The sequence below is a fragment of the Bifidobacterium sp. B4111 genome (assembly GCF_026537235.1).
Taxonomy (GTDB): domain Bacteria; phylum Actinomycetota; class Actinomycetes; order Actinomycetales; family Bifidobacteriaceae; genus Bombiscardovia.
The window spans coordinates 24,559-37,026 of record NZ_JAFNMO010000005.1; the positions used below are offsets into that span (position 1 = coordinate 24,559).

13 protein-coding genes are annotated in these 12,468 nt (G+C 59.8%); 10 read left to right on the plus strand and 3 right to left on the minus strand.

Going from position 1 to position 12,468, the window contains the following annotated elements; all coding sequences use genetic code 11:
• Positions 1-523 precede the first annotated feature (523 nt).
• Positions 524-790 carry a hypothetical protein gene (locus J3T93_RS08155; protein ID WP_267431262.1) on the plus strand — a complete coding sequence of 89 codons (267 nt, stop codon included), beginning with the start codon at positions 524-526 and terminating at the stop codon, positions 788-790.
• Positions 791-793: 3 nt separating this feature from the next.
• On the opposite strand, the gene J3T93_RS08160 is transcribed toward J3T93_RS08155, so the two are convergent.
• Positions 794-2,095, minus strand: coding sequence for a tyrosine-type recombinase/integrase (locus tag J3T93_RS08160; protein WP_267431263.1), 1,302 nt, complete (start codon positions 2,093-2,095; stop codon positions 794-796).
• Positions 2,096-2,255: 160 nt separating this feature from the next.
• Between J3T93_RS08160 and J3T93_RS08165 the strand changes: the two genes are divergently transcribed.
• From J3T93_RS08165 to J3T93_RS08205, 9 genes are all read left to right on the plus strand, one after another.
• Complete coding sequence (locus tag J3T93_RS08165; RefSeq protein ID WP_324123963.1) at positions 2,256-3,107, plus strand: hypothetical protein; 852 nt, start codon at positions 2,256-2,258, stop codon at positions 3,105-3,107.
• 29 nt (positions 3,108-3,136) lie between these two features.
• Entirely contained in the window at positions 3,137-3,874 is a 738-nt protein-coding gene (locus J3T93_RS08170; RefSeq protein ID WP_267431265.1) for a hypothetical protein, read from the plus strand.
• Between the two features lie 16 nt (positions 3,875-3,890).
• The gene (locus tag J3T93_RS08175) at positions 3,891-5,282 is read left to right on the plus strand and encodes an FtsX-like permease family protein (protein ID WP_267431266.1); all 1,392 of its coding nucleotides are present in this window, start codon (positions 3,891-3,893) and stop codon (positions 5,280-5,282) included.
• 3 nt (positions 5,283-5,285) lie between these two features.
• Positions 5,286-6,011: an ABC transporter ATP-binding protein gene (locus J3T93_RS08180; protein WP_267400771.1), complete on the plus strand. Its 726-nt coding sequence runs from the start codon at positions 5,286-5,288 to the stop codon at positions 6,009-6,011.
• 800 nt (positions 6,012-6,811) lie between these two features.
• A complete protein-coding gene (locus J3T93_RS08185) occupies positions 6,812-6,979 on the plus strand; it encodes a hypothetical protein (protein ID WP_267431267.1) in 168 nt (55 codons plus the stop codon).
• Between the two features lie 379 nt (positions 6,980-7,358).
• Positions 7,359-7,700 (plus strand): hypothetical protein, encoded by a 342-nt coding sequence (locus J3T93_RS08190; protein WP_267400767.1) that lies wholly within the window; start codon positions 7,359-7,361, stop codon positions 7,698-7,700.
• A gap of 49 nt (positions 7,701-7,749) precedes the next feature.
• On the plus strand, positions 7,750-8,250 hold the full coding sequence (locus tag J3T93_RS08195; protein ID WP_267431268.1) for a helix-turn-helix domain-containing protein: 501 nt from the start codon (positions 7,750-7,752) through the stop codon (positions 8,248-8,250).
• Between the two features lie 981 nt (positions 8,251-9,231).
• Positions 9,232-9,594, plus strand: a complete 363-nt coding sequence (locus J3T93_RS08200; protein WP_267431269.1) for a hypothetical protein — start codon at positions 9,232-9,234, stop codon at positions 9,592-9,594.
• Positions 9,591-10,289, plus strand: a complete 699-nt coding sequence (locus J3T93_RS08205; RefSeq protein WP_267431271.1) for a hypothetical protein — start codon at positions 9,591-9,593, stop codon at positions 10,287-10,289. Before J3T93_RS08200 ends, J3T93_RS08205 begins: the two co-directional genes overlap by 4 nt.
• A 168-nt stretch (positions 10,290-10,457) precedes the next feature.
• Here the strand turns inward: J3T93_RS08205 and J3T93_RS08210 are convergent, their stop codons facing one another.
• Positions 10,458-10,889: a helix-turn-helix domain-containing protein gene (locus J3T93_RS08210; protein ID WP_267431272.1), complete on the minus strand. Its 432-nt coding sequence runs from the start codon at positions 10,887-10,889 to the stop codon at positions 10,458-10,460.
• A gap of 899 nt (positions 10,890-11,788) precedes the next feature.
• Positions 11,789-12,388 carry a helix-turn-helix domain-containing protein gene (locus tag J3T93_RS08215; protein ID WP_267431274.1) on the minus strand — a complete coding sequence of 200 codons (600 nt, stop codon included), beginning with the start codon at positions 12,386-12,388 and terminating at the stop codon, positions 11,789-11,791.
• Between the last annotated feature and the right edge of the window lie 80 nt (positions 12,389-12,468).

Sequence of the window (12,468 nt, forward strand, 5' to 3'; positions counted from 1 at the left end):
CCGTCCTCATTGTTTGTTTCTGGCCCGAATCGTCAACCATTTCCGGTGCATCGGCGCAAGAGGTGTAGATAAATAGGAGTGGCCTGCGTGAATCATTGTACTTGTGAATTGCATAAAGTACAGTGACTATAGTGCAAACTAAGGTGATGACTTGGACCCCTGTCGTAAGGTTGGCTTGGTTGACGATTAACAAATGACGGTTACCAAACACAGACAAATTACTATGGCTCACAATCAGGCATGCCTCTATATCATTTATTTCTTCAAATGTGAAGAAAACCGTATGGCGTTCTTGCGAATCCGGGGATTACCTTTCACTCCCGTAGTATGCGTTTGGGCTATCTACTGGAACTCTTCTACAAGAAGAAACATGGACTCACTCTTATACTAACTCTAACAAATTTATCCTGTTCCAGTCTGCGTTTACTCTGGTGGCCTCGGTCAAGTCAAAAGAAATGGAAAAATGCTGTTATACCCTGTTTTATTTGCTAACAACCGACGTCGGTTGTCCCATCATCCCTATATGCCCTACTTCCCCGATGACATCAGCCAGATACCCGATAACCACCCCTCGTACATCCCCGCGCCGGAGGACCGCCGCGAGCGTCTCACCATCCTCCTGCACAAGCGGCTCGACCAGGTCATCGACCAGGAGCAGCAGCCCGGCATCAGCCCGCAGGAGAGGCAGAGACTCAAAGGACTCCACCAGCAGATCCGCGCCGACATGGCCGCCATCTGTTATGGGGCCACAGAGAAGACTGTCAGAGACCTGGAGCACAGATACAAGTAGGGCCTACTCGCCGCTCCACCCGATCTGCTCCAGGCCCAGGCTCTCGTCCAGCGTCTCCATCGCCTTCAGCCGCTCGGCATCATCCGCATGCCGGTAGTGCTCCACCATTGCATCCGACGAGTGGCCGACAATCTCGCGGATGAGCTGGAAGTCCACGCCTTGGGAGGCCAGGAGCGTGACGACGCTGTGCCGAGTCTCATGCCCGGTATGCTCGGCGGGGTTGATGCCGGCAAGACGCATGAGGGTGTCGAAGTCCTGGGTGTCCTGCTTGCCTTTGATGGGGGAGCCGTCAGGGTTGCGGAAGATGAGGTCGTTGCCCGTGGGTGGTGCGGCTTTGCGGTACCGGGCCAGGAGCGCCTTGAGCGGCGGGATGATGGGGATGATCCTGCCGGACTGGCTTTTTGGGCGTGTCAGGGCGCAGGTGCCCACCAGCGGGCGGAGGTCGTAGTTGGCTGGGATGCGCCAAATGGCCTGTGGGCAGAGCCCTGCTTTCCTCTTGCCGCAAGGATACATGCCGTCACGGGGCTTGCCGCAGCCGTGCTCCTTGGGGACCTCCTGGAGTTTCCAGTCCACGGTGTATGTGGCTTTGCGCGGATTGTATGATGACCATTCAGCGCCCAGTATCTCCCCCTGCCGCATGCCGGTGAGCAAACGGAACCACATGCGGGTACCCGTGGCGGGGTCCATCTGTTCGGGGTTGCTGGCCGCTTGGAGCATCGCTTTCATCTCGGGCACGCTGAAGGCCTTGCGCTCCTTCTCTGCGCCGACCCGGTGGGGGACGGGGACGGTGAGGACCGGGTTGCTGGGCACGAGGCCATCTGCGAGGGCGCTCATGAAGATCTGGTTGAGACAGGTGTGGATCTGCTTCTGGAGGCTGATGCCCGCAGGCCCGGCAGGGTTGCCGTGCTTGTCATACGCTTGGGCGTTGTTGATGAGGCTGCGGATTGTGCTGGGCTTGATCTTGGCTATCGGGTAGCCGGCGTATTCGTGCAGGTGGACGTCCACGATGGTCTTGTACATGGTATAGGTCTTGGGGCGCACTTCTGCCTGCTTGTTGCCCAGCCAGGTGTGGGCGTAGCCGCCGAAGGTCGAGCTGATCTCCTTGGGGGTGCCGTGCTGCTGGATGTCCTTGAGGAGCTGGGTGAGCTTCTGCTGGCATGCCCTGTAGGTTGGGGCGGTGACGGTTTTGCGCTTGGGTGCCCCTGACGGGTAGTAGCCGACAGGGACCATCGCCCTGTACCTGGTTTCGCCTGACGCCGTCTTGTATGCGCGCGGCCTGTAGATGCCTGTCGAGCTCCTGCCCATCGGACCTCCTGATTTTCCGGAATGTATACTATATGTATACTATCCGATTGGTACATGATTGGGTACCGATTGGATACCGGTTCATCTTGAAATCGTTGGAATCTAGCCGTTTCTGAATCGGAACCGTTGGAATGCCAATGGCTCAATCATACCACAGCAGCTGACAGATGATCAGGTGATGAGCATCGTTGAGCAAGCCTGCAATTCATCTGCAATCGACACGATAAGCCTCAGCGGCGGGGAAGCTCTATTAAGACATCAATTAGTTATAAATTGTCTTCGCATGGCAAAAGAGCATGGTAAGCCAGCCGGTTTGGTATCGAACGGTTTTTGGGGTCAGAATATTAAACGAGCGAACTCCACTCTTCGCCAATTGAAGGAATCAGGCCTCAGAGCATTAACGCTTAGCTTTGATGAATTCCATCAGGACAACCTCAAAGTGGAACGGATAAAAAACATATTGGATGCGAACACCAACGTTGGCATTCCGATTTCGATGAACGTAGCAGTCTCCAGATCTCATAACCCCGACCGACTTTTGAGCCAGCTCGGGGATTCCCTGATCGGAGTAAAGGTCACGAGGTTTCCGATTCAACGAGTGGGTGCTGCGCTCCAATTTCCAGAGCAAGACATAATCAGGAGATACAGCATCAACGATGACCTGAGATGCCCCGGTTTTGAACCCACGTACCATTTCGATGGCAAGGTCTATCCATGCTGTTCCCCTGTAGTGTTCGGAAGCACCCTAGTGCTTGGTGATGCCGATGACACATCCGTACAAAAAGCGCTCACCTTAATCCAAAGAAACCTGATGTTTTCTGTCATGCGCCATAAGGGTTTCAAATGGTTATTCGAACTTTGCGTAAAAAATAATTTACTCGACGAGTCATTCCTCCGCCGCGAGTATGTCGATGCTTGTGAAATGTGCGGAATTATCTTCTCCAATCCTGAGATTGTGAATGGTCTGGTTCCACTCATCGAACAGGAATACAGCAGTGAAGATCAACGATGACATCGTATTCACGCTACAACGACAGTGATATGGAGATTCTTCGCGAGGACGCGAAGCTGGTAATAAAGAACAAAGCCACCGGAAGAATCGTGGAAGTGGAGAATTCCGACGACCTGACGTGTCACTTGGATTTTGATTCGGTCAAGCCCAAAGTATCCGGCGTTGTCTTTGTCTTGTATTGCATCGTTTCTAGCTGTGCGATTGCAGGGATGATTGTCCTTGGCGTCTGGTGGGCGCTGTCCGTTGACATTAGCAGAATCCCTTTCGTTGCTTGGATCGTTCTTGCGATGTATTCCACTGTGCAGACTCTTTTCCACGAGGCTTCCCACTATTTGGTGTTCCTCTCATTCGGAAGAAGGCCGGACTCTATTGGATTCAAAATGAACTATTATCTATTCCCTGCCTTCTACGTGAGGATGAACGACGTGCATCTTTTGACAAGACCTGACAAATATGTACTGCACACTGTCGGAATAACAGTAAACGCAATTGTGAGTCTTGCTGGTTTTGGCATCGTTCAAACTTTCTTAATGGGTGAATCTGCCCGGTTTGTTGTTGCTTGGTATGCGGTAGCCATGTCCTATAATTGCCTTCCGGTGCTCAATTCTGATGGATTCAAAGCGTTGCTCGCTATTACTGGGGAGAATGAGTGGCGCCATTTTTCAGATAATCCTTTGTGGATTAGAGGCATTGTCGTGGTGGGATATATAATTGTTTCTCTCTACACGGCAAGGATTGCGGTGGCCGTGATCAGATGGTTCGCCTAGGGATTGAGAAGTGCGTATGCTTCTGCTGAAACTTGCGGTGCGTTCCGTGGCTATTGACGTGGTGTCGTGGCTGGCGTTGATCATTACTTCTGCGATGCTGGCGGTGGTGGTCACTCTAGACATTGGATTGGTAGTTGCCGGCGCTGGCACATCTGGCGAAGCACAGCAGTCGTTCGTCGCGTTCGGATGCGTGGCGTTGGGATTCTGTGTTCTGGTGGGTCTGTTGTCGCTGATGATGGTGATTCGCGTATGTCTAGGATTGCAGCGTCGCTCTGTGGCGCTGTGGCAGTTGGCGGGCGTTCTGCCCCGGACGGTGTTCGTGGTGCTTCTTGGCGAGGTGCTTCTGGTGGGTCTACTGTCCTCCCTGCTGGGTGCGCTGGTGGCGGGACTGGCATGGTTTCCGTTCGCGCGTCTTATTTCTTCCAGCGGGCTGCCCTCGGACGGCGCGCTGGCTCGGCCTCTTACTCCACTTGCTCTGTGGATCGGCACCGGATCCACAGGCGTGATCTGCGTTCTGGGTGGGCTGCTTTCGGCCAGGAGAATCGCGCGCGGCGATGTCCTTGAGGCAGTGCGCGGCGGCGGTCAGACATCGCGAAGCGGATTTTCTTTGCCAAGGCGCATCTCAAGAACCGTGCTGTCAGCTGTCATTATCGCGGGCACCGCGGCGCTCTACATGGCGATAGGCCATGAGCGGCCGCTTGCCTCGAAGCGGGCCGTGGGAGATTTCATGACCGTGTACGCAGGTATGGGCATGCTTGTGTGCCTGGTAGTCGCATGCTGCGCCAACCCTCTGATACGAGGGCTGCTCGCGCTCATCGGCCTGGGCTCCGATCGACTCGGAACTCCGTGGTTTCTGGCGGTGAGGGAAGCATCCTCGCACCCTGACCTGACCCGCGGGCTGATAATGCCCATCGGGCTGGCCGGCGGCGCGGTCGGTGTGATGATGGCGTGGATAGGCAAGCTGGGCTCAGTCCTTTCTGGATCCGGCGAGACCGTGTCTGCGCCCCCGGGACAGATGGCGTTGCTGTTCGGCGGTGCTGTCGTCGTCGGATGCGTCGCCGCCTCGTCGGTCGTGTTCGCCACCATGCGCAGCAGAGAAAGGGATGCCGCGATCCTGATCGCCGGCGGCGGCACGAATGGACTGGTCTGGATGAAAGCCGCGTGCGAGACCGTGATCTATCTGGCCCTTTCGCTCGTCGTCGCCTACATAATCGTGTGGGCCAACGAGCTGGCCATGGATCAAGCACTCACCTCGGGGCCGATACCATCCGCACCATTCACTCTGCCAGGCTGGCAGGCCGCAGGAATCGTGGTTTTCGGCATGCTCGTCGTTGCCATGATGCTTGCCGTCACCACTGCAGGAATAACCCACAGACAGATAATCCGTGTAGTTCTCAACGAAAGGTAGATCATGACATCACCATTGCTTGCAGCCTCGGGAATCCGCAAGACCTACCACACGAGAAAAGACCGTGTCGAAGTGCTACGTGGCATCAACCTGAGCGTGGATCCCGGCGAGTTCGTGGCCATCGTCGGCAGGTCCGGTTCGGGCAAGTCCACGCTGCTTTATTGCCTGTGTGGGCTGCTCAAGCCAGATTCCGGGTCCATCAGCATATGCGGACAGCACGTCATGGGACAATCCAACGCGCAGCTCGCACGGCTACGACGCGATCACGTCGGCTTCGTGTTCCAGGATCTCAACCTGATCAGCGCGCTCAACGTCGCTGACAATGTGCGTCTTCCTGCCAAGATGGCCGGCATCCATGCCTCTAATGGGCAAGTCGATGCAATCCTGCATCAGGTGGGACTAGACGGGATGGGACATGAACGGACGGACAATCTGTCGGGAGGGCAGCGTCAGCGCGTCGCCATCGCAAGGGCGCTGCTACGCCGTCCCGATATCCTATTCGCAGACGAGCCAACAGGATCGCTCGATCCTTCGACCGCACGATCGGTCATGCATCTCATGCGGCAGACCGTCACACCCGGCAGCGCCCTGATCATGGTCACCCATGACCTAGAGATCGCCGTGACCGCTGACCGGGTCGTCGTGCTTTCCAACGGCATTAGCAATGATGTCCTGACTCATCCCACCGTCGAACAACTTTTCGAACTCACCCAAGAGGAGAACGACTGACCGGCGTGTGAACAGTGTGCATCAAAATACTCACACTTAATGGATTGGATAATGCATTATGACGCCTCGGGCGATTTCGTGTCCGCAGCGTCATCCTATGGTATCGACGGGCCCATGCATCCGCCCGCGTCTTTGGCGCGATGGCCTCGGCATCATGCATCAGATTCCAGGCGTCGTCGAGCTGGCGTTTTTTGAAATTGATCTTCAACTTAGCTCCTTTGCTAGGGGATATTTGCTGAACAGCCGGGAAGATCGTTTCTATGCATGTTGTTTTTGAAAGACGTTTCGTTGGGTGTTCGAGGCATCTCGTTCGATGGTAGAAAGACGTATAGTCGGATGCGTTTTTGTTGACGCTTTCGTTTTTTGGTTTTGTTGATTTGTGGTACGTCCGTTTTCTTCTTCTTGTTGAAGATCGGCTGGGCCATACTTTCCGAATGCCTGATGGCCTGCCTCGCTCTCGTGCTGGTCATCGCAAGTCTGGTTGGGTGTTGTGGTTGGGGTGGGTTCGGGTGATCGGGATGCGTTTGTGCTTGTTCCCGTCCCGCTGTTGTTGTGGGGGTGTTCCTGGATGCTGTGGCGGGTGTAAGCGCCTTGTCTTGGTGGGGTGTTGTTGTGGGGGGTGTTTGTTTTCTTACGGGGTTGATGCGGGTTGGGGATGCTGGGCGGGGGTTTTGGCGCAGGGGGTTGGGGGGTGCCGGCTTGTGGTGGGGCGTGTGGTCGTGTCCGGGTCGTTCGTTGCCTGCGGGGTGCCGGCCGTCCGGGTAGGCTGGGCTGTGACGGCACGGATGGAAGGGGTCCGCATGGCTGGGCGTGATGACGTGGATCGGCGGGACGGGGACGGCAGGGCCCGCATGGAGCTGGCGGCGTGGAGGCTGGTGGCGCAACGGGCGTCAGGCCTGAGCGTCGAGGAGTTGCAGGGGCGGGTGGACGCCGTCCTGGCCGACGAGCCCGAGAGCCTCAACGGCTGATCTGTCCCGCCTATCTCCGGCCGCTCTTCGGGGCGGTTTTTTTATGCCTGTGGGTTGATATGCCGCCTAACCTCCCCATTGGGGGTGTATAGTGTGACCGTCCCCCATACAGGAGCGTCCATGGTTTCTCCGCGACCTGCGCCGTCACCCCTTCCCGGGCCGGGCATCCCCGCCGCAGCTCCCCCCAGGCAGTGCTGCGCCAGGCATCCCCGGGCGATGGCCATTCCCCTCCGGACCCACGCTAGGAGAAGGGGGGCGTCCGCCCTCTCTCACACGAAACCGAAGGAGTGCATCATGGCCATCAGACCAGACATCCCGGAAAGAGCACGGCGCAGACCCGCCCCGACCGCCAACGCAGGACGGGAAGGAGGTACCGGCCATGCCCTTCCGCTACCACTGCACGAATCCTGACACCGGCAAATACGAGTACCTGTGGGTCGACGAGGTATCGCACATCATGATCCACGGCGACGACGCGAGCCGTGAATCCATGCGGGACGCCGCACAGAACTTCTCCATCGAGATCATGCATTTCCAACTCATGGCCATCCTCGCCGACGGTCTCAACTACGGCTACCGGATCCTCCGCGACACGGAGGTCGACCCGCGCATCCTCGACTACCTGAAGATGAGCCCCAAGGTGCGCTACCGCGACACCTCCTACAGGATCCTGTACAACCACATCGTCAAACCCGACGGCACACGCCAGCAGCGGGTATAGCCGAACAGCCTCCCGGCCCCGCCCGTCAGGGTATCCTTGAAAAAGAGGAATGACAAACACCCCGCAACCCAGCGGGGCCGGGAAGGACACCATGGAAGCAGAGGGCCTGCTGCCACACAGCAAGGCGGCATTCGCAGCAGCACGCGAAACCGTCGGCATCTCCCAGGCCATGCTCGCCACCCTCCTGCACATCAACCCCAAAACCGTCAAAAGCTGGGAATCACCCGACATACCAGCCATGCCCTCCGCCAAAGCCTGGAACCTGATAACCAGCTTCATGACCCAGATCAACAGCTTCACCAGCCTCGCGCTCGCCGAAGCCGCATACGGACCCGTCGAACTGCTCATGGTGCGCGCCATCCGCAAGGACACGCAGGTCCAGATCGTCAACGCCCGCATCAGATCCGCAATGACCGCCCTGATCCACGCCGGAAGCCCCCCAAGCATCGACTACATCCCCATGCCCGAAGACACCACCCGCCTCGGCCTGGACATGACCGGCTTCATCCGCAGACCCCCACACCGACACGACAAAACCCACCATCAATGAACCCACCACCCCGGATACCCAGACTCGACAACAGCACGCACCTGAAAAACCGCCGCCCCCAAAACGGGACCGGACCCGCCACAAGAAAAAAGAACCACCCATGCCACAATAGATACCACCCACACAAAAAGGAGCAGCACGATCCACCAGAACAACACCGACACAACCAGCAAAACCAAACAAACCCGCACCACCCCCAACCAAGGAATAGCCGCGCTCGCAGAGAGCGGGCAACGGGACAGGATGCTGGACCGCCTGGCCGGGTTCCGGCCGTATTCGGCCCCCCAACGTCCTGCTGATGCTCGCCCAGGCGTCCAAGGCGACGCGGGTCGCCGGCTGCCGCAAATGGCGGGAGATGGCCTGCTGTCCGTTGCCGAGCGTCTTCGGCATCTCCCGGACGGACCCTATCGAGGGGTTCGACCACCCCCTGACGACGGAGCCGAAGATCGAGGGGATGTCGTCCCGATGGCCCATCGTCCGCTGGACCCCCGTGGATAGGGGCACGTCTGGCTGTCGTCGTGGAGGGCCGGGCGGCCCGGCTAAAAGTGTAATGCAAAAGTGTAATGCAAAAGTGGGATACTATGGATATGAGCAGGAAAGACAAGGGACCGGCGTTCGGCGCCACGGGTCGGCGCCATTTCAAGGAGCTCGACCTGGACGAGGACAAGGCCCGGAGAATGGTGACGGATGCGGACGACGACCAGAACATCCTATGGTCGGCCATCCCCGACCCGCGCGACCCAGCCGTGCCGCCCATGCGCCACCGGCGCCCGATCCTGCTCCTGGTCTGCCACCTGCCGCCCGACGCCCCGAACCACCTTCTGGCGGAGGTCCTGCTGGGGCCGGACGAATACGGCCATCCCGAGGTCTTCCACGTGTACCGGCTCACCGACATCTGGCAGCGCTACTGGCTCGACCACGACACGCAGGCCCCGGCCAAAATGAGACGCTGGGGCCGCCTGAACGGGATAGGAGAGACACATGACCAAGGACAGGGAATACGAACAATACAAGGACTACATGGCCCACCCCGAGCGGGACTTCCAAAGCCCGCCGCTCGCGGCCTGGACGGGGGAGGACGCGCACAGGCTGGGCCGCATGCTGGCCGACCCGGACACGGACTGGGACAGCATGGTCTCCACCATCCAAGGCCGCCCGTCCATGGACCAGAGGCAGGAAGGACGGGCCGCAACCCGTCAACGCTCCATCCGGCTGCCCCGGGCCATGGACGAATACGTGGGAGCGGCCGTGCGCAGGGAAGGCCTGAAGAACGCCAGCGAGTACGTCAGACTGCTGATAAGCCGTGACGCCGCCCAGCACCAGCACAAGACAATCGCCGCATGACTGAAAAGACAGGGAACCTCGAAACGGACCAGACCGCGACCGACAGGGAACCGACATGGTGGAACCAGACCCGAAGCGCCCTGACGCCCAAAGGCAAACACGGCGCTGACAAATACCTCACCGTCCTCGCCGACCTGCTTCTGTGCGTACTCACCATCTGCTTCATCCTCGCCGTGACCGCGTTCGTCCGCATGGCCCTGACCATGCATCTACGCCAGAACCTCGCCGCGGCCCCGGTCCTGCTGATCCTGATGGGACTCTTCGAGCTCGGCACGCTCCTGGTGGGCATACCACAGACCGACACAAAAACCACCACGGTATCCGCCACCCACATCATCTACATCGAAACACTCATCTTCGCCCTGACGACACGACTGGGCCACCCGGATCCCACACCATCGACAGCCCTCACATGCCTCACACTCCTCGGCATAGTCGAGGCGCTCGCCATGGCCGTGTTTTGTTGTGACGTCATCCGTGATCGGTTTGATGCCCGGCAGAACCGTTGGTGGCTTCGGACCGTCATCTACCCCATCATCGGCATCGTCTTCATCGTCGCCTATTGGGTCATGCCGGACCTGGCGGACCAGTCAGGCACGCTCGTCTATTCGCTCGCCATCACGATCGTGGTCGTCAACTATCTGATGCAGCTGGTGAACGAGCGCCTAATCCCGCGCGAAGGGCCGTCCGTGTAGCTGCCACATTTTTATGTGTGCTCAGTTAAAGGTTCCCTGATAGAAGGAGAGTTCATAGGGGATTTCCTCATTTGCTGCTGTCCCCAGCCAAGGTGCTTCACTGCAGCTCTGGCGATTAAGGTCTTTCTCTGATGTTGGTCCATTGGTGGATGTTGGTGTAGGTGGGTTTCATTGGTTGTTTCCACGATGTCGTGGTAGTTGGTTGTTGGTGGTCCATTGGTATTCGTAGGCGGTGTGTTGTTGGCCTCTGAGTGTGGTGAGGATGCCGTGTTTGATGGTGGTGGTGCTGGTTCCTGGGCGTGTGGGGGCGATGGCTTGTGCGGCTTCGGTGCTGTTGGAGTATCGGGCGACGAGCCTGCCGTTGGCCCATTGGTGGATGCTGGTGTAGGTGGTTCCTGGGCGGTGGCGTCTTTTGGGTGCCTGGCGGCGTCTGGCGAGTTGGGTGATGGCGGTTCGGGCGGTGCCGCTGGGGTTGCGGTAGCCGGATTCCCAGGATGAGACGGTCTTGGCGCTGCATCCGAGCAGCTGGCCGAACTCTTGTTGGGTGAGGCGGAGTCGTTTCCGGATGCTCCTGATGTCCTGCGGAGTGTAGGTGGGCATGTGCGCATCCTCCCATCAGTCTGCAATGTAGCACTCTTCATGGGGTGGCGCGGTGGAGCCGGGGGAGGGGACCGTGGATGGCCGGACCCGGACCGCCTTGCCGGGGGGGGGGATCGCACCGCCTGGACGCGGTCCTGGTCGTACGGATCGGGGCCCGCTCGGATGCCGGCACACACACATGCACGGCCCTGTGCTCATGCTCATATGCATATGAAACCTTGTACAGATACACATATGATCATATGAGAAGATGAGCAGATGATCATGCAAGCCCATGCCACGATGATGCTGCCCACACAAAAAAGGAGCGCTGATGGCCGCATTGGCCGAAGCCCAATTCCGGATCCTTCGCGAGCTCGTCGGCGGGGACCGGATCCTGTGCAGCGCGGGCGGACACACCGTGGAGCGCATGGAGAGGGCCGGGCTCATCCGCCGGCAGCCTCACCGTCTCCGAGAAGCGCGCCGTCCTCCCGGAACGGGCCTGCCCCGAGCGCGCCCGACGCCGCCTCATCCTCGGCGGCGCCCGGTCCGTCGCCCGCCCGCCGCAAGCAGCTTCACCCCTTCGCCAGGGAGGGGCCCGCCCGCCTCGCCGGCACCCCCCCGACCGGGGGCGCAGGCTCCACGACCTGGCCTCCGGCCGGCCCGGACGCTGACCCGTGCGGGGACGCCCCTTCCCGGCCTGGGCCCCGGCGCCTTCGTCCGGATCCCCGGGTGCACGCCCCCCCCCCCCCCGGCCGCCACCTCCCGCGCGGAGCCCACCCGCCAGACCCGGCCATCCTGCCCAGCCTCTCGAACCAAGCACGGCCCCGCTCCCCCAACTCCCCCGAATTCGACCCCCATGCCCCAAGACGCCACGCTGCGCACCGGCCACGACCAACGGGCGCCACAAACACGCCCCATCAGCCCGGCTGCACGCCGCCCCCGCCACCGACATCCACCCGCCGGGTCCGCTCCGCCCAATACTTCCACGCATACCCGTAGGCCGACCTGCGCTTCCCCCGACACGCATCACTGACATTGGCATGCGCCGCTCTGGGAGCGCCATGCCCCCTCAGCCAGCGCACCGCATCCTCCACGCTCCTGTACCTCGCCAGAATCTCATGATTGTCCGGATCAACCCGCACCACATCATGATTGGCATGCGCCGACCGCATCCTGCCCCCCACCCGGACCGGCCGGCCAGCGTCCCCGCCCCGCCACGCAGCACGAGCCCGCCGGTTCGACATCCCCCGATACTCGAAGAACGGCGACTCCGCCCGGGGATCATCCCCCACGAACAACAGCCGCTCGGACCCCACCCGCAGAACACGGGCAGCCAGAACCGCCTCAGCTAACGGCACACGACGACGAATATGGTTCTCCGCACGGGTCACCGCATCCCTGCTGGTGACCACGCCGCCCGCCAGATCATTCACAGCCGCGGCAAGCTTCGCCGCCGTGAGCCCGCGCTCGCGGCGCAGCCTCTTCAGACGGGTCCCGTAGTCGGTGTGTTCGCTCATGTCGCCTCCGTCGATGGTCCCTTCCGTGGCGCACCCGGCCTTCCCCGGACGTCCGGCCGGGCCCCCTGCAGGCGGCTTTG

Bases quoted from the DNA above. Each gene is read 5' to 3' on its own strand.
- J3T93_RS08155 (WP_267431262.1), top strand. From the start codon at position 524: ATGCCCTACTTCCCCGATGACATCAGCCAGATACCCGATAACCACCCC.
- J3T93_RS08160 (WP_267431263.1), bottom strand. From the start codon at position 2,095: ATGGGCAGGAGCTCGACAGGCATCTACAGGCCGCGCGCATACAAGACG.
- J3T93_RS08170 (WP_267431265.1), top strand. From the start codon at position 3,137: ATGGAGATTCTTCGCGAGGACGCGAAGCTGGTAATAAAGAACAAAGCC.
- J3T93_RS08175 (WP_267431266.1), top strand. From the start codon at position 3,891: ATGCTTCTGCTGAAACTTGCGGTGCGTTCCGTGGCTATTGACGTGGTG.
- J3T93_RS08180 (WP_267400771.1), top strand. From the start codon at position 5,286: ATGACATCACCATTGCTTGCAGCCTCGGGAATCCGCAAGACCTACCAC.
- J3T93_RS08185 (WP_267431267.1), top strand. From the start codon at position 6,812: ATGGCTGGGCGTGATGACGTGGATCGGCGGGACGGGGACGGCAGGGCC.
- J3T93_RS08190 (WP_267400767.1), top strand. From the start codon at position 7,359: ATGCCCTTCCGCTACCACTGCACGAATCCTGACACCGGCAAATACGAG.
- J3T93_RS08195 (WP_267431268.1), top strand. From the start codon at position 7,750: ATGACAAACACCCCGCAACCCAGCGGGGCCGGGAAGGACACCATGGAA.
- J3T93_RS08200 (WP_267431269.1), top strand. From the start codon at position 9,232: ATGACCAAGGACAGGGAATACGAACAATACAAGGACTACATGGCCCAC.
- J3T93_RS08205 (WP_267431271.1), top strand. From the start codon at position 9,591: ATGACTGAAAAGACAGGGAACCTCGAAACGGACCAGACCGCGACCGAC.
- J3T93_RS08210 (WP_267431272.1), bottom strand. From the start codon at position 10,889: ATGCCCACCTACACTCCGCAGGACATCAGGAGCATCCGGAAACGACTC.
- J3T93_RS08215 (WP_267431274.1), bottom strand. From the start codon at position 12,388: ATGAGCGAACACACCGACTACGGGACCCGTCTGAAGAGGCTGCGCCGC.